Below are 21,720 nucleotides of genomic sequence, written 5' to 3'. Positions count from 1 at the left end.
TTCGCCGTTCTGCCATGCTCGGTGGCATCCGGTATACTGGCGCCATAGCCATTCAACCCCTCAACACAGGATCCGCCGTGACTACCCTGACCCTGACTCGCCCCGACGACTGGCACCTTCACCTGCGCGACGACCAGGCGCTGGCCGCCGTGGTCGAGGCCTCTGCCCGGCAGATGGGGCGTGCCATCATCATGCCCAACCTGACGCCGCCGGTGACCACCACCCAACAGGCGCTGGACTACCGCGAGCGGATCATGGCGGCGCTGCCCGAGGGGAGCCGCTTCGAGCCGTTGATGACCCTCTATCTCACCGATAACACGCCCGCCGAGGAGATCGAGCGAGCCCACGCCAGCGGCCTGATCCAGGCGGTGAAGCTCTATCCCGCCGGTGCCACCACCAATTCCGCCTCCGGGGTGACCGACCTGGTGCACTGCGATGACGCCATCGCCGCCATGGCGAGACTGGGTATCCCGCTGCTGATGCACGGCGAGGTGACCGACGCCGAGATCGATATCTTCGATCGCGAGGCGGTGTTTATCGAGAAGGTGCTCAAGCCGCTGCTGGAGCGCCACCCGAGCCTCCGCGTGGTGTTCGAGCATATCACCACCGCCGAGGCGGCCGAGTTCGTGGCCGCGGCGCCGGCCAATGTGGGCGCGACCATCACCGCCCACCATCTGCTGTTCAACCGCAACCATATGCTGGTCGGCGGCATTCGGCCCCACTACTACTGCCTGCCGATCCTCAAGCGCGAGCGTCACCGCGAGGCGCTGCTGGCGGCGGCCACCTCGGGCAGTCCGAAGTTCTTCCTGGGTACCGACAGTGCCCCCCATGCCCAGGGGGACAAGGAGAGCGCCTGTGGCTGTGCCGGTGCCTACACCGCGCCGGCGGCGATCGAGTACTATGCCACCGCCTTCGAGCAGGCCGGCGCCCTGGATCGCCTGGAAGGCTTTGCCAGCCACCACGGACCCGATTTCTACGGCCTGCCGCGCAACGCCGACACCGTCACCCTGGTGCGCGAGCCCTGGCAGCTTCCCGGGTCGCTGCCTTATGTCGGCGACGCGCGCATCGTGCCGCTGATGGCCGGCGAGACGCTGGCGTGGAAGCTGGTCGACGAATAGGCGACCCGGTGCCTTGGCTATCGCCCGGTAACGCGAGTGACTGCCGCCGTTGGCGGCAGTCTTCAGAGCCGTGTGACGCTAACGCTCGATAGGACGGGCGCCTGCAACACCCGTGATGGAAGTGTGTGCATCAGGCGCTCTGTGCCACGGTTTCACGTTGCCGATCGCCCAGGCGGGCCACCATCGCCTCGATCATCTTCGAGGAGTGCAGGGCGGCCTTCTCCAGGAACTCCTCGAAGGAGAGGTGGTTGTCGCCGCCGCCGGGGATATCCGAGAGGGCACGGATCACCACGAAGGGGCAGCCGTAGAGGTGGCAGGTCTGGGCGATGGCCGCGGCCTCCATCTCGGCGGCGAGCATGGTGGGGAAGCGCCGACGGGTCTGGGCCACCAGATCGGGGCAGGCCATGAACACATCTCCGGTGGCGATCAACCCCTCGACCACCCGGACCTCGCCCAGCGCCTCGACACACTCCCGGGCCAGGTGAACCAGTCGCTCGTCGGGCAGATAGGCCGCCGGCATGTCGGGGACCTGGCCATGTTCGTAGCCGAATACCACGGCATCCACGTCGTGGTGGCGGACCTCGCTCGAGACCACGATATCGCCGATCTCGAGCCCCTCGCCGAAGCCACCGGCGGAGCCGGTATTGATGATCGCCTCGGGCTGGTACATGTCGAGCAGCAGGGTGGTGCCGACCGCGGCATTCACCTTGCCGATGCCCGATTGCAGGATCACTACCTCCACGCCATGCAGCCTGCCGCTGTAGAAGGTGCTGCCGACGTGGCTGTGGGTCTCGCACCCCTCGAGCCGGGAGGCGAGACGCTCCACCTCCTGGCTCATGGCGCCGATGATGCCGATGCGCTTCATGCGAAGATTTCCGTCCACTCGTTGCGCTTGGCCAGGAAGCCGCGGGCGATCTGCTTGGCCCCCTCGAGGCTGTGGCTGGCGGCCCAGCCGCACTGCATCTCGTTGCAGGCCGGCACCTCGTCGGCCTCGAGCACATCCTTGAGGGTGTTCTCGAGCAGGGTCAGCACGCCTTCGTAGTCGTCGTGGTTGATCATCGCGATGTAGAAGCCGGTCTGGCAGCCCATGGGGCTGATATCGACGACCTTGTCGGAGTGGTTGCGCGACAGCTCCGCCATCAGGTGCTCAAGCGAGTGCAGGCCGGGCATCTCCATATGGTCCTGGTTGGGCTGGCAGATGCGCATGTCGTACTTGTGGATGGTGTCGCCGCGCTCGCCGGTCTTGATATCGGCCAGGCGCACGTAGGGAGCCTTCACCTTGGTATGATCCAGGTTGAAGCTCTCGACGTTCATCTTGTCGCTCATCTTGATCTCCTCATTCTGTTTCGGGGCTGTTTCGGGGTCAGACCCCAACCCCCGGGGTCTGACCCCAGGGGCCCCAGGGGAGCTACCCCAGGTAAAGTTAACTGGCGTCGTGCATATCGGCGGCCTGCAGGGTGTTCTCCAGCAGGGTGGCCACGGTCATGGGGCCGACACCCCCTGGAACCGGCGTGATCCAGGCGGCACGCTCGGCGGCGGCCTCGAAGTCGACGTCGCCGATCAGGCGGCCATCCTCCTGGCGGTTGATGCCCACGTCGATGACGATGGCGCCCTCCTTGACCCACTCGCCCTTGACCAGCCCCGGCTTGCCCACCGCCACGATCAGCACGTCGGCACGACGCACATGCGCCTCCAGGTTGCGAGTGAAGCGGTGGCAGACGGTGGTGGTGCAGCCGGCGATCATCAGCTCCAGGGCCATGGGGCGGCCGACGATATTGGAGGCGCCGACCACGGTGGCGTCGAGGCCACGCACCGCCAGGCCACTCTCCTCGAGCAGCGTCATCACGCCCTTGGGGGTGCAGGGTCTCAGCAGTGGCAGGCGCTGTGCCAGGCGGCCCAGGTTGTAGGGGTGGAAGCCGTCCACGTCCTTGTCGGGGCGAATGCGCTCGAGGATGGGGCGGGCGTCGAGGTGCTCCGGCAGGGGCAGCTGAACCAGGATGCCGTCCACGCTGGGGTCGTCATTGAGCTGGTCGACCAGCGTCTCGAGCTGTTGCTGGGTGGTCTCCGCGGGTAGCTGATGTCGAAATGACTCGATGCCGGCCTCGACGCAGGCGTTGTGCTTGTGACGCACATAGACCGCGGAGGCGGGGTCCTCGCCGACCAGGACGACCGCAAGCCCTGGCGTGCGACCCCCTGCTTCGCGGCGTGCCTGCACCTGGCGGGCTACCTGCTGGCGAACACGGGCGGCTATCGCTTTGCCATCGATCTGTTGCGCGGTCATCGAGGATCCTCTGAGTGGCCGGTAGTAAAGGTAAGGGCGTGATTTTCGCATGCCAAGCGGTCGAAACAAAGCGGGTGATATCAGCAAACTGTGTTTTGCCGCTTGACGGGCGAAGAAACTCGCGTAGAATACGCATCGCTCGACGAGGCCTGTGCGGCGGCGTCCAGCCCGCTTGATCGCCGTCGGAGTGTAGCGCAGTCTGGTAGCGCGCCTGCTTTGGGAGCAGGATGTCGGGGGTTCGAATCCCTCCACTCCGACCACAACTTCTTGAATGTCTTGCGGTTTTTTGGCACTCAGGGTTGCGGCGAGGCGACCTGGAACGTAGAATGCGCCCATGGCTCAATCGGATAGAGCAACGGCCTTCTAAGCCGTAGGTTGCAGGTTCGAGTCCTGCTGGGCGCGCCACCCGGTGCGGTAGCAGGCAGTCAGTACGAGCAGTTGTCGAAGTGGTGGATGTAGCTCAGTGGTAGAGCCCCGGATTGTGGCTCCGGTGGTCGTGGGTTCGATCCCCATCATCCACCCCATGTCTTGCGTCATCAGGTTGTCCCCTCTCTTTTGTTTTTCTGATGCTTATCATCCCGCCTAACATGGGATGTATATCTCTTTCTTCTCGCTATTTCGATATGTCTCGTGCGGTTTATCTTGCGCGGTCGCTCAGGCGTCGGCGTTTTTTGGCGTGGGTGCGCCGTTGGCCCTTGTAATCTCCCACAGTGCCCCCACATCTTTCGCCTCGGTGCTTGCCAGTGCCGGACGGGATTCATAAAATCACCCTTTTGATTTTCCATTCACGCAATCAACACAGTGCCCCCAGTCGGTAGAGGACATTTCATGCAAGTTTCCGTCGATACGACCTCCCAGATCGAACGCCGCATCACGGTCCAAGTGCCGGCCGCCGAAATCGATGAGGCCGTCAATACCCGTCTCAAGGATGCCGCCAAGAACGTTCGTATGGACGGTTTTCGCCGGGGCAAGGTGCCGATGACGGTGATCCGCCAGCGCTACGGCAGCGAAGTGCGCAACGAGGTGGTGGGCGAGGTGATGCGTGAGCGCTACGTTCGCGCCATTTCCGAGAACGAGCTCAACCCGGCCGGCCTCCCGCAGATCGAGGCCACCGTCAACGAGGCGGGCAAGGATCTGGAGTTCGTCGCGACACTGGAGATCTACCCCGAGATCACGCTGGCCTCCATCGAGGGTGCCGAGGTCGAGCGTCCGGTGGTCGAGGTGAGCGAGGCCGATGTCGACGAGATGATCGACACCCTGCGCAAGCAGAACGCCGAGTGGGAAGTGGTCGAGCGTGCCGCCGAGGATGGCGATCAGCTGACCATCGACTTCCAGGGCTTCCTGGGTGACGAGCCCTTCGAGGGCGGCAGTGCCGAGGGTCATGATCTGGTGATCGGTTCCGGCAGCTTTATCCCCGGCTTCGAGGAGCAGCTGATCGGTGCCACCGCCAGCGATGACAAGGAGCTCAAGGTCACCTTCCCGGAGGACTACCAGGCCGAGAACCTGGCCGGCCAGGAAGCGACCTTCAAGGTCAAGGTCCATGCGGTGAAGGGCCAGGCCCTGCCCGAGGTGGATGCCGAGTTCGTCAAGAAGTTCGGCGTTGACGACGGTGACCTCGACAAGTTCCGCGCCGAGGTCAAGAAGAACATGAGCCGCGAGGCCGAGCAGGCGGTGGACAACCGCGTCAAACAGCAGGTGCTCTCCGCGCTGCAGAAGGCCAACGAGGTCACCGTGCCCCAGGCGCTGGTCCAGCAGGAGACCGATGGCCTCAAGCGTCAGGCGGCCCAGCAGTTCGGTCTGGGTGAGGACTTCGACGTCTCCCAGCTGCCCAACGAGCTGTTCGAGGAGCAGGCGCGCAGCCGTGTCGAGGTGGGTCTGCTGCTGGCCGAGGTGATCAAGGTCAACGAGCTCGAGGCCAGCGACGACGAGATCCGTGCCAAGGTGCAGGAGCTCGCCGAGCAGTATCAGGAGCCCGAGCAGGTGGTCGAGCACTACATGGGCAACGACCAGCTCAAGACCCAGGTCAAGTCCGCTATCCTTGAAGAGAAGGCCGTGGATGTGCTGCTCGAGCAGGCCAGCGTCAAGGATGTCGAGATGTCCTACCAGGACGTGCTGGCAGCCGCCCAGCAGCAGGAAGAGGTCGACGAGGAAGAAAGCAGCGAAGAGGCCGGCGAGGAAGAGCGCCAGGCCTGATCGATGTCTCCGCGCCCCGGCCAGTGCCGGGGCGCCGTTTCTCTTCGCTTCCCTTTATCGTCGCTTCCATTCATCGGATGCAAGGACAACACGCAGATGAGCAACGAGTTCGAGATCCAGAACGCCGGGGGCCTGGTGCCCATGGTGGTCGAGCAGAGCGCCCGTGGCGAGCGTTCCTACGACATCTATTCCCGCCTGCTCAAGGAGCGTGTGATCTTCCTGGTGGGTCCCGTGGAAGACTACATGGCCAACCTGGTGGTGGCACAGCTGCTGTTCCTGGAGTCCGAGAACCCGGACAAGGACATCCATCTGTACATCAATTCGCCGGGTGGCTCGGTGACTGCCGGCATGTCGATCTACGACACCATGCAGTTCATCAAGCCGGATGTCTCCACCGTGTGCATCGGCCAGGCGGCCAGCATGGGAGCGTTGCTGCTGGCCGGTGGCGCCGCGAACAAGCGCTTCTGCCTGCCCAACTCGCGCATGATGATTCACCAGCCGCTGGGTGGGTACCAGGGACAGGCGTCGGACATCGAGATTCACACGCGCGAGATTCTTGGCATCCGCGACAGGCTCAACCGCATCCTGGCCGAGCATACCGGTCAGGATATCGAGACGATCGCCCGGGATACCGACCGTGACAACTTCATGGACGGCAACCAGGCCGTGGAGTATGGCCTGATTGATGCCATGCTGGATAAGCGGCCCACATCCTGATAGCGTGATTTGCATGACACGCTGATTGTTCCCGGCGGCGCAGGCCGCCGTTGCGAGCTCGGTGGTGCCGGCTCTCGCGGGTGCCACCAACATGAAAAGAGGTAAGCGAATGGCTGACGGCAAAGGCAAGGACGACGGTGGCAAGCTGCTCTACTGTTCGTTCTGCGGCAAGAATCAGAACGAGGTGCGCAAGCTTATTGCCGGTCCGTCCGTCTATATCTGTGATGAGTGTGTCGACCTCTGCAATGACATCATTCGCGAGGAGGTGCTCGATGCCGATGCCGAGAGCGACGACGAGCGCCTGCCGACGCCCCGTGAGATTCGTCACACCCTCGACGACTATGTGATCGGTCAGGATCGCGCCAAGATGGTGCTGTCCGTTGCCGTCTACAACCACTACAAGCGCCTGAGCTCCGAGGTCAAGAAAGATGACGTCGAGCTGGGCAAGTCGAACATCCTGCTGATCGGCCCCACCGGCAGCGGCAAGACGCTGCTTGCCGAGACCATGGCGCGGCTGCTCAATGTGCCGTTCACCATCGCCGATGCCACCACGCTGACCGAGGCCGGTTACGTGGGCGAGGATGTCGAGAATATCATCCAGAAGCTGCTGCAGAAGTGCGACTACGATGTCGAGAAGGCCGAACGAGGCATCGTCTACATCGACGAGATCGACAAGGTGTCGCGCAAGTCCGACAACCCCTCCATCACTCGTGATGTCTCGGGCGAGGGCGTTCAGCAGGCGCTGCTCAAGCTGATCGAGGGCACCACTGCCTCGATACCCCCTCAGGGTGGGCGCAAGCACCCGCAGCAGGAGTTCCTGCAGGTCAACACCGGCAACATCCTGTTTATCGTCGGTGGTGCCTTCGCCGGCCTGGAGAAGGTGATACGTGATCGTGTCGAGAAGGGTGGCATCGGCTTCAATGCCGAGGTCAAGAGCAAGGACGACACCAAGCCGGTAGGTGATGTGCTGGCCACCGTGGAGCCCGAGGATCTGGTCAAGTTTGGCTTGATTCCCGAGTTTGTCGGCCGCTTGCCGGTGATCGCCACCCTGACCGATCTCACCGAAGAGGCGTTGATCGAGATCCTCACCGAGCCCAAGAACTCCTTGGTCAAGCAGTACGCCAAGTTGTTCGAGATGGAAAATGTGGAGCTCGAGTTCCGCGAGGATGCCCTGCGCGCGGTGGCCGTCAAGGCCATGACCCGCAAGACCGGCGCACGCGGCCTGCGCTCCATCCTCGAGTCGGTGCTGCTCGACACCATGTACGAGATCCCCTCGCTGGACGGTGTCAGCAAGGTGGTGATCGATGCCTCGGTGATCAGTGGCGAAAGCGAGCCGTTGTTGATCTATTCACAGCAGCAGGAAGCCGCTAGCGACGGTACCGACGGCTGAACGATCGGGGGTATCCCCCACGGGAGCGCCTTACCTCCATCACCGGCCTGGCCGGCTGGGGTCACGGTGGCTCCCGTTTTTTTTGGCGTGTCGCCTCCTGCCTTGCAATGTTATCCGGTCGCCCCCATTCCACGGGGCATCCCTTCGTTTTTCTTGAGGTACGTCTGCGATGCAGCAGAACGCTGATCAGACCCTGAGTCTGCCCCTTTTGCCGCTGCGGGACGTGGTCGTCTACCCGCAGATGGTCATTCCCCTGTTCGTGGGTCGCGAGAAGTCGATTCAGGCGCTCGATGCGGCCATGAGTGCCGACAAGCGGGTATTGCTGGTCGCCCAGCGTGAGGCCAGCAAGGACGACCCCGACCGTGATGATCTGTTTGCCATCGGTACCGTCGCGGAGATCATGCAGCTGCTCAAGCTGCCCGACGGCACCGTCAAGGTGCTGATCGAGGGAGTCTCGCGGGCCGATGTGGGCGAGCTGAATGACGGTGATGACTACACCAGCGCCGAGGCCTTGCTGCGTGAGAGCACGCCGCTTACCGAGCGTGAACAGGACGCTCTGGTGCGTGTGCTGCTCAATCAGTTCGAGCAGTACGTCAAGATGTCGAAGAAGGTACCCAACGAGGTGCTCAACTCGCTCTCCGGCATCGAGGACCCCAGCCGCCTGGTGGATACCATCTGTGCGCACCTGTCGCTGAAGATTGATGACAAGCAGCAGCTGCTTGAGATGGACAGGGTGCGCGATCGCATCGAGCACCTGATGGCGCTGATCGAGTCGGAGATCGACCTGCTGCAGGTCGAGAAGCGCATTCGCTCCCGGGTCAAGGAGCAGATGGAGAAGTCTCAGCGCGAGTACTATCTCAACGAGCAGATGAAGGCCATCCAGAAGGAGATGGGCGAGCTCGAGAACGTGCCCAACGAGGCCGAGAAGTATGAGCAGGCCATCGAAGAGTCTGGCATGCCCAAGGAGGCACGCGACAAGGCCGTCCAGGAGCTGGGCAAGCTGAAGATGATGTCGCCCAACTCCGCCGAGGCCACCGTGGTGCGCTCCTATCTCGACTGGCTGGTGTCGGTGCCGTGGAAGAAGCGGACCCGGGTCAAGCATGACCTGCTCCACGCCCAGAAGGTGCTCGACGAGGATCACTATGGCCTTGACGAGGTCAAGGCGCGGATTCTCGAGTACCTGGCGGTTCACAAGCGGGTCAAGAAGCTCAAGGGGCCGGTGCTGTGTCTGGTGGGCCCCCCGGGGGTCGGCAAGACCTCGCTGGGCAAGTCCATCGCGCGGGCGACCAACCGCAAGTATGTGCGCCTGGCGCTGGGCGGGGTGCGTGACGAGTCCGAGATTCGTGGCCACCGTCGGACCTATATCGGCTCACTGCCAGGCAAGATCGTCCAGCGCATGTCCCGCGCCGGGGTCAGGAATCCGCTGTTCCTGCTCGACGAGGTCGACAAGATCGGCATGGACCATCGTGGCGATCCCGCCTCGGCGCTGCTCGAGGTGCTTGATCCGGAGCAGAACGACACCTTCAGCGATCACTACCTGGAGCTGGATTACGACCTCTCAGAGACCCTGTTCATCTGTACCGCCAACTCCATGAATATTCCCGGGCCGCTGCTCGATCGCATGGAGGTGATTCGTCTGCCCGGCTACACCGAGGACGAAAAACTCGCGATTGCCAAGCGCTATCTGGTGCCCAAGCAGCTCAAGGCCAACGGTTTCAAGGAGGATGAGCTGGCCTTCTCCGATGAGTCGCTGCTCGAGCTGATCCGCTACTACAGCCGCGAGGCCGGGGTGCGTGAGCTCGAGCGTCAGGTCGCCAAGGTCTGCCGCAAGGTGCTGCGGGTGCGTATCGAGAAGGAGAGCGAGGAGGGCGCTCAGGCCCCGATGCTGCTGGCCGCCACGGATATCGAGGAGTATGCTGGGGTGCGCCGTTACAGCTACGGGCTGGCCGACCAGGAGAATCAGGTGGGCCGCGTGACCGGCCTGGCCTGGACATCGGTCGGGGGCGAGCTGCTTAATATCGAGTCGGTGGTGACCCCTGGCAAGGGACGCATCAACAAGACCGGCTCGCTGGGTGATGTGATGAAGGAGTCGGTGAGTGCCGCCCACACCGTGGTGCGCGCGCGTGCCCTCTCCCTGGGGGTCGACCCCGATCGCTTCGAAAAGGAAGACCTGCATATCCACGTGCCTGAGGGGGCGACCCCCAAGGATGGTCCCAGTGCCGGCATCGGCATGGTGACCGCCATGGTCTCGGCCTATACCGGGCGCCCGGTGCGCTGTGACGTGGCGATGACCGGCGAGGTCAACCTGCGTGGTGAAGTGATGCCGATCGGTGGTCTGAAGGAGAAATTGCTGGCCGCCAGGCGTGGTGGTATAAAGACCGTGCTGGTGCCCGAGGAGAACCGCCGGGACCTCAAGGAGGTGCCGGAGAATATCAAGGAGGCTCTCGATATCATACCGGTGCGCTGGATCGATGAGGTGCTCGAGGTTGCATTAGTAAAAAAGGATGAAGAGCCCAAAGAGGATTCTCATTCAGAAGAAGCCTCGTCAGCGCAGTCAATGATCAGTACGCATTAAGGTCGATTTTCCCACCATTACTCTGCCTAAAGCCTTGTATGGTGGGGCTATGCCTTGAATGTTGCTTGACAGCACTTTCCCCGCATTGCTATAAATTGGCCTATGCTGTGATCGTGCTTGTCAATTGTAAAGCCGGTTCGATTAGGGCCAATTTCCGAAAAAGTCAAGGGGTGAAGTGTGAACAAGTCTGAGCTGATCGAAGCCATCGCCGCGTCTGCCGATATTCCCAAGGCTTCCGCCGCGCGTGCCCTGGATGCCATGGTGGATTCCGTGACGGAAAGCCTGAAGAAGGGCGACAGCGTCTCTCTGGTCGGCTTCGGGACCTTCCATGTGAAGGAGCGTGCAGCGCGTACCGGTCGTAACCCCCAGACTGGTCAGCCGATCGAGATCAAGGCGGCCAAGGTTCCCGGCTTCAAGGCCGGCAAGGCGTTGAAGGATTCCGTCAACTAACTGTCGCCGAGCTGGAGTCGCGCAGCTTGCGCCGCTGATGGTTCGCCGTTGATGGTTGATTGATACAGGCGCATCGCCCTCGGCGGTGCGCCTGTCCTCGTTATAGACTCCACCCTTTCCCAGTATTTCTCTTGAGGCAACACTTCCGAGGCCTGCATGCTGCAAAGTATTCGAGACCGCTCCCGAAGCTGGGGAGCCAAGATCATCATCGGGGCAGTGGTCGTGACCATGGCGATGTTCGGTGTGGATTCACTGGTGGGCCTGTTCGGCAATAGCGGCGACGAGGTCGCCGAGGTCAACGGTGAGCCCATCATGCGTCAGGAGCTAGAGCTCTCGGTGCAACGGGCCATTCGCAGCGGCCAGGTGCCGCCGGAGCAGGAGCGGGCGCTGCGCAGTCAGATGCTCGACGAGCTGATCACGACCCGGGTGTTGAGTCAGTATGTCGAGGAGGGCGGGATGCACCTTTCAGAGGAGCAGCTCGACCAGATCATCGTGTCACTCCCCGAATTCCAGGACCAGGAGGGCCGGTTCGACCAGGAGCTGTTCCGCAACCGCCTGGCCAGCGCCGGCTACACACCCCTGGGCTTTCGCCAACAGCTGCGTGGCGACATGAAGCAGCAGCAGCTGCAGCAGGGGTTGGCGTTCAGCGACTTCAGCCTGCCCAGCGAGCAGGAACGCCTGGCCGAGCTGCAGCGCCAGACGCGTACCTTCCGATATGCCGCCCTGGGGCCCGACGACATCGAAGAGGAGCTTTCTCCTTCGGATGAGGCCATCGAGGCGTACTACGCTCAGCATAAGGCGCGTTTCCGCCGCCCCGAGCAGGTGCGTCTGAACTATGTGGTGATCGACCGCCAGACCATGGCCGATGAGATGGAGATCGACGAGCAGACACTGCGTGATGCCTGGCGTGAACAGACGGCCGATGCCGATCGCCGGCTCTCCCATATCATGGTGACCTTTGGTGAGCAGCGCAGCCGTGAAGAGGCGGTGGCCAAGCTCGAAGAGGTACAGGCGCGCCTCGCCGATGGCGAATCCTTCGCCGACCTGGCCGCCCAGGTCTCCGATGACACGGTCTCCGCGGAACAGGGTGGCGACCTGGGTGTGGTCAGCCGCGGCTTCTTCGGTGACGCCTTCGACGAGGCCGCCTTCTCACTCGATGAGGGTGACGTATCGGAGGTCGTCGAGACCGACAATGGCCTGCACCTGTTGACCGTGACCGGTCTTGAGCGTGAGTCGTTCGAGTCAATGCGGGGTGACCTGCACCGCCAGGTGGCGCTGGACAGGGTCTCGGGGGAGTTCAATGAGAAGGTGCAGCAGCTGATCGACGAGAGCTTCGCCGCCGATGATCTGCAGAGTGTCGCCGATGATCTGGGACTCGCGCTTCACTCCAGCGACTGGGTTTCGCGTGATACTCGCGAGGGGGTGCTCTCTGAACCGGGAGTCATGGCCCAGGCGTTCAGCGACGATGTGCTCGAGGAGGGCTATAACAGCGAGGTGATCGAGTTGGATAGCGATCGTCGTCTGGTGCTGCGTGTCACCGAGCATCGCGAGGCGACCACGCTGCCGCTGGATGAGGTGCGCGACGAGGTCGCCGCCCAGGTCACGGCAGAGCAGCGTCGGGAGGCGCTGCGGGCTAGAGCGGTTCAGCTTGTCGATTCCCTTGGCGACGGTGAGTCCGTGACGCTCGACTGGCAGCGGGTCGAGGAGGTCAGTCGCCAGGAGTCTCGGGGAGTCTCCCCGGCGGTGGTCAATGCTGCCTTCCGGCTGCCGGCACCCGAGGGAGAAGCTCCCGTGTATGGTCAGGTGGTCGATGGTGATCGTGCCGTGATCATCGCCCTGGAGTCGGTAGGCGAGGGTGAGGTCGATGAGCAGGTCGAGCGTTTTGTCGCCTCGATGGCCGAGCGGCTGCGCGCTCAGGCCGCGATCCAGGGTCTGATCGAGCACCTGCGCAGCGAGGCCGAGATCAAGCGTTAGCGCCATTCGATCAATGCCGCTGGTCAGCCCCCTGTGAGCCGTTGCCTCGCCGGGGGCTCTCTTGTTGTGATATCGCCATACTGATTCCAAGAGCCCTCGACGCATGCAGCTCAAGACAATCTCGATCGCCTCCGATACCTGGTTGATGGTGGTTTCCACCACCTTCATGCTGATGGGAGGCGTGGCGCTGGCGACGAACTCCCTTCAACAGTCGGGGCCGGTGTTGCTCGCCGTGGATAGTGCCTTCGTTGCATTGGCCACTGGCGTCGGCCTGGTGGGGATTTGGCTTCGTCAACCCGGCCCGCGCATCATGGCCGGCATCACCCTGGCTGGGCTGGCCCTGAATACCCTGTTGCAGGGTGGCCTGGACGAGTCGTCCATGCCGGATATTCGCTGGTTGCAAAGGGGGGTCGGTCTAGGCTCGCTGGAAGCGCTTCTGCTGCTGGTTGTGGCACCGTGCCTGCTGCTGGGCAGTGAGTCACCATGGCTCGGCAGGTTGTGGCGACTCGTGGGTGTGCTGCTGCTGAGTGTTAGCGCCTTGTCACTGTGGGTCTTGGTCGTTGGCAGCGACCTCGGGCGCGCTGTGCGCGATGCCTCCTCCGAAGTCCTGGCATTGTTCACCCTGCTGCTCGGCGCCGCGATGCTGGTTGCCGGCTATCGATGCGGGCGTGACAGGCCCCTTATCGGACGCAAGACGCTCTGCGCCTGCCTGCTGGGAGTGGCCGTCAGCAGTGCGGCCTGGTATCTACTTAACTGGCAACAGGTGGTGCGCGAGACGGGGCGTGCCGAGCTGATCTTCGAGACGATTCGTCTCGATGCCGAGCGGGCCGTGAACATCCGTCTGCAGTCGCTCAGGCGCATGGCCGAGCGCTTGAACGCCACGCCCCATGGTTCGGGGGGCAGGGTCTCGCGTGACGATCAAATTCACTATTTGCGCGACTTGCCGAGCCTGGAGGCTCTTGGGGTCATGGCCCATGATGGGCGCTGGCGATGGCTTCGTGGGCGCGATGCCGAGGCCAGGCAGTGGCTCAGGCGGCAGGCCAGCCGACCACTCGCCGATGACTGGGAGGGGTCACTCTTTACTCACGCCGCCATGTTGTTACCCGATATGGATCACCCGAATCAGGCGCTGATCGTCGTCGGGATACCCCGCCATGATTATCGATTGCTTGCCTTGATTGACCTGGGCAAGTTGCTGAAGAGCGAACTGCATGTGCCGCTTCCTGCGTTTCAGGTGGCGCTGTATCAGGGTGGCGAGGCGCTGCGTCATGATGAGCGGGCGCTACTGAGGGTCGCGGCACCCGGGATGGTAGCCCGCCCCGTGGCGGAGACCCCTCGCATGCTGTCGCGCAGCATAGGGCTGCCGGGTGGCGTCAGGCTTGGCGTCGATATCCACTCGGCCAGGGCATCGCTATGGCCAATGGCGTTGGGATTGCCGGCGTTTGTCGGCCTGGGGGGACTGCTTCTCAGCTTTCTGTTGACGCTGAGCCTGGGCCTGGTAAGGCTCAACGCCTCGCGTACTCGGGAGCTCGATCACTCGCGGCAATACCTGCTTCGTCAGCAGGCCATTCACGCTCTTATCGCCGAAGAGTCGCCTCTCGACGCCCCGCTGGAAGCGGTCTGCGAAATGCTGGAAGAGCAGCTTCCGCAGAGACTCTGTTCCATCATGTTGGCCGATCGGGCCGGGAGCCGTCTTGAGCTGGCCGCAGGACGGCGCCTGCCGGCGGCGTACCGCGACGCGGTGGCCACTATTCCCATCGCGCCGGGTGTGGGGGCCTGTGGGAGTGCCGCCTATTCTCGCAAGCTGGTGGTATGTGATGACCTCCCCAGTGACCCCGCCTGGCAGGGCTATCAGACGCTGGTGAGAGAGCACTCACTGCTTGCCTGCTGGTCGTATCCCATCATCGCCAGCGACGGCCGGATGCTCGGTACGTTCGGGGTCTATTCACGCGAGCCGATGCGTCCCACAACGCATGAGCTGGAGCTTGTCCGTCAGGCGGTCGATATCGTCGCCCTGGCCATCGAGCGGGATCATGATCGCCGTTCGTTAAGCGAAAGCGAACAGCGCTATCGCTCGCTCTTCGCCTACAACCCTGATGCCGTGTACTCCCTGGATATGGAGGGCTACTTCAGCAGTGCCAATGCCAGCTGCGAGGAGGTGACGGGCTTTCGGCTCCACGAGATCGTGGGAGTCCACTACTCGCGCTTCGTGCAGCCTCATGAGGTGGCAACGACTCAGTCACATTTTGAGCAGGTGCTGAGGGGCGGGGCGCAGCGCTATCAGCTGGAAGTGGTCGGCAGGAGTGGGGAAGCGCGACAGCTGGATATCACCAATCTGCCAATCATGGTGGACGGGAGCATCCGTGGTGTTTTCGGTATCGCCAAGGATATCACCCAGCGTCGACACAACGAGATGCGCCTGCGAATCCTCGAGCAGGGCGTCGAGGTGAGTGTCAACGGCCTGGTGATCGTGGATGCCCTCAGGCCCGATATGCCGATCACCTATGTCAACAGGGCGTTCGAGACCATGACCGGGTATCAACGTGAGGAAGTGCTGGGGCGTAACTGTCGCCTGCTGCAGGGCCCGGATACCGATCCTCAGGCGGTTCTTCAGCTGCGTGAACGGCTGTCGAGGCAGCAGGAGGTCCATGTGACGCTGTGCAACTATCGCAAGGATGGTGCCATCTTCTGGAATGAGCTGTATATCTCGCCGATTCGTGATCGGTGCGGGCAGGTGACTCACTTTGTAGGGATCCAGCACGATGTCTCCGAACGCAAGGCGTACGAAGGGCAACTGGCCTATCACGCCAGCCACGATGTGCTGACCGGCCTGGCGAACCGTGTGGTTCTGGAGGAACGACTTCCTCATGACCTGGCGCTGGCGAACCGTGAGGGCAAGTGGTTATGTGTGCTGTTCATCGATCTCGATGGCTTCAAGCCGATCAACGATAGTCTCGGTCATGCCATCGGTGACCAGCTGCTGCAGGGGCTCGCCGCACGGCTGGGAGAGGTGGTGCGTCGCGAGGACACCCTGGTGCGCTTCGGCGGCGATGAGTTCGTGCTGCTTCTCAATGACCCCTGTGATGAGGTGTGGGCGATGGAGGTGGCCGAACGGCTGCTTGATCTCGTCGCACGGCCCTACCGTATCGAGGAGCACGAACTGCACTTGACGGCCAGTATCGGTATCGCCGTCAACGTCGATAGCCAGACGCGTCCGATGGAGCTGATTCAGCAGGCCGATATGGCCATGTATCGCGCCAAGCAGCAGGGGCGCAATACCTATCAGTGGTTTACTCCCGAGATTACCAAGCGGGTGAGTGAACGCGTCGCCTTGCGTAACGAGCTCCAGGAGGCGATCGATACGGAGTCCTTCGAGCTCCACTACCAACCGCTGTTCGATCGCAATGGCGTAGTGGTTGGCCTGGAGGCGTTGCTGCGCTGGCCGAATCACCGGCGGGGTGATATCTCGCCGGCGACATTTATTCCCATCGCCGAGCAGACGGGCCAGATTATCTCCATCAGTCGCTGGGTGCTGATGCGTGCCTGCGAGGACATGGTGAGGCTTCGCCGTCAGGGCATGACAACGTTCGGTGTGTCGGTGAATATCTCACCCTTGCAGTTTCAGCGTGACAATTTCCTCGCCATCCTGAGTGACACGCTATCGGCCACCGGGCTGCCGGCCGGTCTGCTGACTCTCGAATTGACCGAAGGCATCCTGATGAGCGAGACGGAGAGCGCCATCGAGGCGCTGCGAGCCTTGCGAGAGATGGGGGTTCAGGTGGCGATCGACGACTTCGGAACCGGCTTCTCGAGCCTGAGCTATCTGAAAAATCTGCCGGTCGACACCGTCAAGATCGATCGCAGCTTCATTCGCGAGATCGATCGCAACGCCAATGATGCTTCACTCACCCAGGGGATCATCTCCATGGCGCATCACCTGGGGCTCAGGGTCGTGGCGGAGGGTGTCGAGACCGACAGTCAATATCGACTGGTCCGCTCTCATGGCTGCGATCTGTTCCAGGGGTTCCTGCTGGCACGCCCGATGTCGTTCGAGAGGCTTCAGCAGTTCCTCGAGAAGAGGCGGGGCAGTGCTGATGTCACTCTTGGGACAGGGACACCTTTCACAGGGCCACCTCCCTGAGTTCCGGTCTGGCCTCTTCCTCGATCACGACCTCCCAACCCAGGGTTGGCTGCCAGTCACCCAGCACGATACGCCGGGCTGGCTGTCCATCGACCTCGAGCTCATGCACCGCCGGACGGTGGGTGTGGCCGTGGATCAGGGTGGTGACACCCTGTTCGGCCATGACCCGGGTGACCTCATTCTGGGTGACGTCCATGATGTCCTCGGCCTTGTTGGAGTTGGCCTCACCGGACTGGTCACGAAGCTGCCTGGCCAGGGTGATGCGCTCCTGGATCGGCATCGACAGCACCTGCTGCTGCCATAGCGGGTCTCGTGCCTGGACGCGGAAGGCCTGGTAGGCCTCGTCGCGGGTACACAGGCTGTCACCGTGCATCAGCAGGATCGGGCTGCCTCCCAGGGTGACAACGGTGGGGTCTGTCAGCAGCGTGGCCCCGGCTTCGCTGGCGAAACGCTCGCCGAGCAGGAAGTCGCGGTTGCCATGCATCAGGTAGACCTCGGTGCCGTCGTCGGCCAGGCGGCGAAGCGCCCTGGCGATACGGGCCGCGAGATCGGCGTTGCCGCTGGGGTCGATGTCCACCAGGTCGAGCAGGTCATCGCCGATCCAGGCCTCGAAGAAGTCACCGAGGATATAGAGGGCGTGAGAGCCATGGGCGCGCTGCTCCAGCCAGCGCAGAAACCCCTCGGTGATCTCGGGGGCGCCGGGGTGCAGGTGCAGATCGGAAATCAGCAGGGTGGCCATGATGGAGAGTTCCCGGGTTGGCGGCAGAGCGCAAGGCGCCCGCACGGGGCGGGCGCCAGCTGGGGGGCAGTACGGAGGGCTTACTCCTCGATGTAGGCCTTCTTGATCACCACGTCTTCGGCGGGCACATCGGCGTGCATGCCGCGGCGGGTGGTCTCGACACTCTTGATCTTCTCGACCACGTCCATGCCGTCGACCACACGGCCGAAGACGCAGTAGCCCCAGCCCTGGATGGACTTGCCGCTATGGTTGAGGAAGGTGTTGTCGGCGACATTGATGAAGAACTGGGCGGTGGCGGAGTGCGGGTCCTGGGTGCGCGCCATGGCCAGGGTGCCGATCTCGTTGGCCAGGCCGTTGTCGGCCTCGTTCTCGATGGGGGCGTGGGTCGGCTTCTGGTCGAAGTTCTCGTCGAAGCCACCACCCTGGACCATGAAGCCCTCGATCACCCGGTGGAAGAGGGTGCCGTCATAGAAGCCTTCGCGCACATACTGTTCGAAGTTGGCGGCCGTCTTGGGGGCCTTCTCGTGGTTGAGCTCGACGTGGATGTCACCGAAGGTGGTCTGCAGTACGATCATGCGTAAGTTCCTGTGCAATAAAGGGGCGCTGCCTTGGCGTTGCCCATGGGCGTGGCGCTATAATACCGGTTTTGCCTCGCTGCGCGAAGCTAGCCTGATGATGGCCTGGATCGCCGCGGCGAGGGGCGCCGGGGATGAGCCGAAGAGGAGGTCCTATGCCATGGAAGGCATCGGTAGCGCCCAGGGAGGGGTTCACAGCGCCTCCTCGCAGGCTCGTCGCCGGAAAAGCCCCGAGCAGTGAAGGCCACATCAACGGCCCCCGGACCGCACCCCAACCAGAGGTTGTTTTCCCAACCATGACCACCGACACCACCAGCGCGCCGAACTTCATTCGCAACCAGATACGTGACGAGATCGAGGCCGGCCGCGACGGCAAGATCGTGACCCGCTTCCCGCCGGAGCCCAATGGTTTCCTGCATATCGGGCACGCCAAGTCGATCTGTCTCAACTTCGGCCTGGCCGAGCAGTTCGGTGGTGACTGTCATCTGCGTTTCGATGACACCAACCCGGCCAAGGAGGAGCAGGCCTATATCGACGCGATCAAGGCGGATGTCAGCTGGCTGGGCTTCCAGTGGGCGGGCGACGTGCGCTTCGCCTCTGACTACTTCGACCAGCTCTATGCCTGGGCGCAGCACCTGGTGCGTGAGGGCAAGGCCTATGTCGACGACCTCTCACCGGACGAGATCCGCGAGTATCGCGGCACCCTGACCGAACCGGGTCGCCCCAGCCCCTATCGCGAGCGCAGCCCCGAGGAGAACCTCGACCTGCTCGAGCGCATGCGCGAGGGCGAGTTCGCCGAGGGGGAGAAGGTGCTGCGCGCGAAGATCGACATGGCCTCGCCCAATATCAACCTGCGTGACCCGATCCTCTACCGTATTCGCCATGCCAGCCACCACCAGACCGGCGACACGTGGAAGATCTACCCCTCCTACGACTTCACCCATGGCCAGTCCGACGCCATCGAGGGAATCACCCACTCCGTCTGTACCCTCGAGTTCGAGGATCACCGCCCGCTCTACGAGTGGTTCCTTGACAATCTGCCGGTGCCGGCAAGGCCGCGCCAGATCGAGTTTGCCCGACTCAACCTGAACTATACCCTGACCTCCAAGCGCAAGCTCAAGCTGCTGGTGGATGAGGGGATCGTCGATGGCTGGGACGACCCACGGCTGCCGACCATCTCCGGGCTGCGTCGCCGCGGCTATACCCCGGCCTCGATTCGCAAGTTCTGCGAAATGATCGGTGTGACCCGGGCCGATGGCGGCCTGGTAGAGATCGCCATGCTCTATCACGCCATCCGCTCGGACCTCGAGGACAACGCGCCTCGCGCCATGGCGGTACTCAAGCCGCTCAAGGTGGTACTGACCAATGTGCCCGAGGGGCATGAGGAGACCTACGAGGTACCCGGCCACCCGGCGCGGGAGGATATGCCCGTGCGCAAGGTGCCCTTTACCCGCGAGCTCTATATCGACCGGGACGACTTCATGGAGGAGCCACCCAAGAAGTTCTTCCGCCTGGCGCCGGGCAAGGAGGTGCGGCTGCGCAACTCCTACGTGATCCGCTGCGACGAGGTGGTCAAGGATGAGGTCGGCGAGATCACCGAGCTGCGCTGTTCGGTGGACTTCGACACCCTGGGCAAGAACCCCGAAGGCCGCAAGGTCAAGGGCGTGATCCACTGGGTCAGCGCCGAGCATGGGGTGCCCATGGAGGTTCGCCTCTACGACAATCTGTTCCTCGAGGAGCAGCCGGACAAGGACAAGGATGCCGACTTCCTCGAGCATCTGAATCCCGAGTCGCTGGTGGTGTGTCGGGCCATCGGTGAGCCCAGCCTGGCCGGAGTCGAGCCCGAGAGTCGCTTCCAGTTCGAGCGCGTGGGCTACTTCTGCGCCGACCGCCATGCCTGTGGCGAAGGCAAGCTGGTGTTCAACCGCACCGTGAGCCTCAAGGACAGCTGGGCCAAGACCCTGAAGAAAGAGACCCAGAAGCAAGAGTCCCAGCAGAAAGACGCGCAGAACAAGGGCTGAGCATGACCGATATGCAGATCTACAACACGCTGACACGCCGCAAGGAGCCCTTCACGCCGATCGAGCCGGGCAGGGTGCGGATGTATGTCTGCGGCATGACCGTCTATGACTACTGCCACCTGGGCCATGCCCGGGTGATGGTGGCCTTCGATGTCATTACCCGCTACCTGCGTCATAGGGGATATGACGTGACCTATGTGCGCAACGTCACCGATATCGATGACAAGATCCTGCGTCGGGCCGACGAGAATGGCGAGACCATTGCGTCGCTGACCGAGCGCATGATCGAGGCGATGCACGAGGACGAGGCGCGCCTCGGGGTGCTGGCGCCGGATCAGGAGCCTCGGGCGACTCGACATATCGATGACATCATCGCCATGATCGAGACCCTGCTGGCCAAGGGCTACGCCTATGCCGCGGACAATGGCGATGTCTACTACCGGGTGAGGCGCTTCGAGGGCTACGGCAAGCTCAATAACCGTGACCTGGACGAGATGCGCTCCGGTGCCCGCATCGAGGTCGATGAGCACAAGGAGGATCCCCTCGACTTCGTGCTCTGGAAGGCGGCCAAGCCGGGCGAGGCGAGCTGGCCTTCGCCCTGGGGCGAGGGGCGTCCCGGCTGGCATATCGAGTGCTCGGCCATGTCGAAGTGCTGCCTGGGCGAGACCTTCGATATTCATGGTGGCGGACCGGACCTGACCTTCCCGCACCACGAGAACGAGATCGCCCAGTCGGAGGCGGCCAACGGCAAGCCCTTCGTCAACACCTGGATGCACGCCGGCGCGGTGCGGGTGAACCACGAGAAGATGTCCAAGTCGCTGGGCAACTTCTTTACCATCCGCGAGGTGCTCGAGCACCATGACCCCGAGGTGGTGCGCTACCTGCTGGTGGCCAGTCACTATCGCAGCGCGATCAACTACGCGCCGGAATCCCTGGCCGATGCCCGCAAGTCGCTGGAGCGGTTTTATAACTCTCTCGAAGGGGTTTCATTCGAAGGTATCGATGCTGCCAGCATTGAGGCCCTGACCGAGGGGGCGGGTAGCGACTTCGACAAGCGCTTTAGCGCGGCGATGGACGATGACTTCAATACCGCCGGGGCGCTCTCGGTGCTCTTCGACCTGGCCCGCGAGCTGAACCGCGCGAAGAAGGAGGCCCCCGACCAGGCACCGGCCCTGGCCGCCGAACTCAGGCGGTTGGGTGGGATCCTGGGGCTGTTGCAGCAGGACGCGGCCGTCTTTCTCAAGGCGGGGGCCGGTGAGCTGCCGCTCTCGGAGGCGGAGATTCAGGCGAAGATCGACGAGCGCGCCGCGGCCAAGAAGGCCAAGGACTTCGCCACCGCCGATGGAATTCGCGATGAACTCGCCGCCCTGGGTATCATCCTCAAGGACTCCCGAGAGGGTACCGGCTGGGTGTTCGAGAAGCCCGAGGGTTAACCCGGCGCTATCGGCTCTCAGGCGCTAGCTCTTGACCGAAAAGCCTGGTGGAATTCCCCACGCCATAGACGCCCGGCCCGCCGCAAGCGGGCCGGGCGTTACGTGTTATCCAA

Annotated in this window: 15 protein-coding genes and 3 tRNA genes; 13 read left to right on the top strand and 5 right to left on the bottom strand. The window is 63.0% G+C overall.

The window, feature by feature from the left end; translation table 11 throughout:
- Positions 1-77: 77 nt before the first annotated feature.
- On the top strand, positions 78-1,118 hold the full coding sequence (pyrC, locus tag GRB80_RS05570) for a dihydroorotase (RefSeq protein ID WP_161422820.1): 1,041 nt from the start codon (positions 78-80) through the stop codon (positions 1,116-1,118).
- Between the two features lie 130 nt (positions 1,119-1,248).
- Here the strand turns inward: pyrC and mtnN are convergent, their stop codons facing one another.
- The 3 genes from mtnN to folD form a co-directional block, all read right to left on the bottom strand.
- Positions 1,249-1,983 (bottom strand): 5'-methylthioadenosine/S-adenosylhomocysteine nucleosidase, encoded by a 735-nt coding sequence (gene mtnN, locus GRB80_RS05565; protein ID WP_161422819.1) that lies wholly within the window; start codon positions 1,981-1,983, stop codon positions 1,249-1,251.
- On the bottom strand, positions 1,980-2,444 hold the full coding sequence (locus tag GRB80_RS05560) for an S-ribosylhomocysteine lyase (protein WP_132040931.1): 465 nt from the start codon (positions 2,442-2,444) through the stop codon (positions 1,980-1,982). The genes mtnN and GRB80_RS05560 overlap by 4 nt, the downstream gene beginning before the upstream one ends.
- Positions 2,445-2,541: 97 nt before the next feature.
- On the bottom strand, positions 2,542-3,399 hold the full coding sequence (gene folD / locus GRB80_RS05555) for a bifunctional methylenetetrahydrofolate dehydrogenase/methenyltetrahydrofolate cyclohydrolase FolD (protein WP_161422818.1): 858 nt from the start codon (positions 3,397-3,399) through the stop codon (positions 2,542-2,544).
- A 183-nt stretch (positions 3,400-3,582) separates the two neighbouring features.
- Here folD and GRB80_RS05550 point away from each other — a divergent pair.
- The 10 genes from GRB80_RS05550 to GRB80_RS05505 all read left to right on the top strand — a co-directional run bounded on the left by GRB80_RS05550 (position 3,583) and on the right by GRB80_RS05505 (position 16,839).
- A tRNA-Pro gene (locus GRB80_RS05550) sits at positions 3,583-3,659 on the top strand.
- Positions 3,660-3,727: 68 nt separating this feature from the next.
- Positions 3,728-3,804: transfer RNA gene (locus GRB80_RS05545), tRNA-Arg, on the top strand.
- A gap of 44 nt (positions 3,805-3,848) precedes the next feature.
- Positions 3,849-3,923 (top strand) — tRNA-His (locus GRB80_RS05540).
- Positions 3,924-4,227: 304 nt separating this feature from the next.
- Positions 4,228-5,592 carry a trigger factor gene (gene tig, locus GRB80_RS05535; RefSeq protein WP_161422817.1) on the top strand — a complete coding sequence of 455 codons (1,365 nt, stop codon included), beginning with the start codon at positions 4,228-4,230 and terminating at the stop codon, positions 5,590-5,592.
- A gap of 96 nt (positions 5,593-5,688) precedes the next feature.
- Positions 5,689-6,309, top strand: coding sequence for an ATP-dependent Clp endopeptidase proteolytic subunit ClpP (gene clpP / locus GRB80_RS05530; protein WP_132040934.1), 621 nt, complete (start codon positions 5,689-5,691; stop codon positions 6,307-6,309).
- Between the two features lie 109 nt (positions 6,310-6,418).
- A complete protein-coding gene (gene clpX, locus GRB80_RS05525) occupies positions 6,419-7,699 on the top strand; it encodes an ATP-dependent Clp protease ATP-binding subunit ClpX (protein WP_161422816.1) in 1,281 nt (426 codons plus the stop codon).
- Between the two features lie 169 nt (positions 7,700-7,868).
- Positions 7,869-10,274 (top strand): endopeptidase La, encoded by a 2,406-nt coding sequence (lon, locus tag GRB80_RS05520; protein ID WP_161422815.1) that lies wholly within the window; start codon positions 7,869-7,871, stop codon positions 10,272-10,274.
- 177 nt (positions 10,275-10,451) lie between these two features.
- Complete coding sequence (locus GRB80_RS05515) at positions 10,452-10,724, top strand: HU family DNA-binding protein (protein ID WP_132040937.1); 273 nt, start codon at positions 10,452-10,454, stop codon at positions 10,722-10,724.
- 156 nt (positions 10,725-10,880) lie between these two features.
- Positions 10,881-12,698 carry a SurA N-terminal domain-containing protein gene (locus tag GRB80_RS05510; RefSeq protein WP_161422814.1) on the top strand — a complete coding sequence of 606 codons (1,818 nt, stop codon included), beginning with the start codon at positions 10,881-10,883 and terminating at the stop codon, positions 12,696-12,698.
- 103 nt (positions 12,699-12,801) lie between these two features.
- On the top strand, positions 12,802-16,839 hold the full coding sequence (locus GRB80_RS05505) for an EAL domain-containing protein (RefSeq protein ID WP_237561926.1): 4,038 nt from the start codon (positions 12,802-12,804) through the stop codon (positions 16,837-16,839).
- Here the strand turns inward: GRB80_RS05505 and GRB80_RS05500 are convergent.
- Positions 16,820-17,578 (bottom strand): UDP-2,3-diacylglucosamine diphosphatase, encoded by a 759-nt coding sequence (locus tag GRB80_RS05500; RefSeq protein WP_161422813.1) that lies wholly within the window; start codon positions 17,576-17,578, stop codon positions 16,820-16,822. The two genes, GRB80_RS05505 and GRB80_RS05500, sit on opposite strands and share 20 nt — an antisense overlap.
- An 80-nt stretch (positions 17,579-17,658) precedes the next feature.
- Positions 17,659-18,153 carry a peptidylprolyl isomerase gene (locus GRB80_RS05495; RefSeq protein ID WP_132040940.1) on the bottom strand — a complete coding sequence of 165 codons (495 nt, stop codon included), beginning with the start codon at positions 18,151-18,153 and terminating at the stop codon, positions 17,659-17,661.
- Between the two features lie 296 nt (positions 18,154-18,449).
- Between GRB80_RS05495 and GRB80_RS05490 the strand changes: the two genes are divergently transcribed.
- A complete protein-coding gene (locus GRB80_RS05490) occupies positions 18,450-20,174 on the top strand; it encodes a glutamine--tRNA ligase/YqeY domain fusion protein (protein ID WP_161422812.1) in 1,725 nt (574 codons plus the stop codon).
- 11 nt (positions 20,175-20,185) lie between these two features.
- Positions 20,186-21,607, top strand: a complete 1,422-nt coding sequence (gene cysS, locus GRB80_RS05485; protein ID WP_161424242.1) for a cysteine--tRNA ligase — start codon at positions 20,186-20,188, stop codon at positions 21,605-21,607.
- Positions 21,608-21,720: the final 113 nt, after the last annotated feature.

This window comes from Halomonas icarae (assembly GCF_009901955.1).
GTDB classification, from domain to species: Bacteria; Pseudomonadota; Gammaproteobacteria; order Pseudomonadales; family Halomonadaceae; genus Halomonas; species Halomonas icarae.
The sequence above is the reverse complement of the archived record's forward strand: the minus strand, read 5'-3'. Positions and strand labels throughout refer to the sequence as shown.

Coding starts and splice junctions, on each gene's coding strand:
- clpX (WP_161422816.1), top strand. CDS start 6,419: ATGGCTGACGGCAAAGGCAAGGACGACGGTGGCAAGCTGCTCTACTGT.
- folD (WP_161422818.1), bottom strand. CDS start 3,399: ATGACCGCGCAACAGATCGATGGCAAAGCGATAGCCGCCCGTGTTCGC.
- GRB80_RS05495 (WP_132040940.1), bottom strand. CDS start 18,153: ATGATCGTACTGCAGACCACCTTCGGTGACATCCACGTCGAGCTCAAC.
- GRB80_RS05505 (WP_237561926.1), top strand. CDS start 12,802: ATGCAGCTCAAGACAATCTCGATCGCCTCCGATACCTGGTTGATGGTG.
- cysS (WP_161424242.1), top strand. CDS start 20,186: ATGCAGATCTACAACACGCTGACACGCCGCAAGGAGCCCTTCACGCCG.
- GRB80_RS05500 (WP_161422813.1), bottom strand. CDS start 17,578: ATGGCCACCCTGCTGATTTCCGATCTGCACCTGCACCCCGGCGCCCCC.
- GRB80_RS05510 (WP_161422814.1), top strand. CDS start 10,881: ATGCTGCAAAGTATTCGAGACCGCTCCCGAAGCTGGGGAGCCAAGATC.
- clpP (WP_132040934.1), top strand. CDS start 5,689: ATGAGCAACGAGTTCGAGATCCAGAACGCCGGGGGCCTGGTGCCCATG.
- tig (WP_161422817.1), top strand. CDS start 4,228: ATGCAAGTTTCCGTCGATACGACCTCCCAGATCGAACGCCGCATCACG.
- GRB80_RS05560 (WP_132040931.1), bottom strand. CDS start 2,444: ATGAGCGACAAGATGAACGTCGAGAGCTTCAACCTGGATCATACCAAG.
- mtnN (WP_161422819.1), bottom strand. CDS start 1,983: ATGAAGCGCATCGGCATCATCGGCGCCATGAGCCAGGAGGTGGAGCGT.
- lon (WP_161422815.1), top strand. CDS start 7,869: ATGCAGCAGAACGCTGATCAGACCCTGAGTCTGCCCCTTTTGCCGCTG.
- GRB80_RS05490 (WP_161422812.1), top strand. CDS start 18,450: ATGACCACCGACACCACCAGCGCGCCGAACTTCATTCGCAACCAGATA.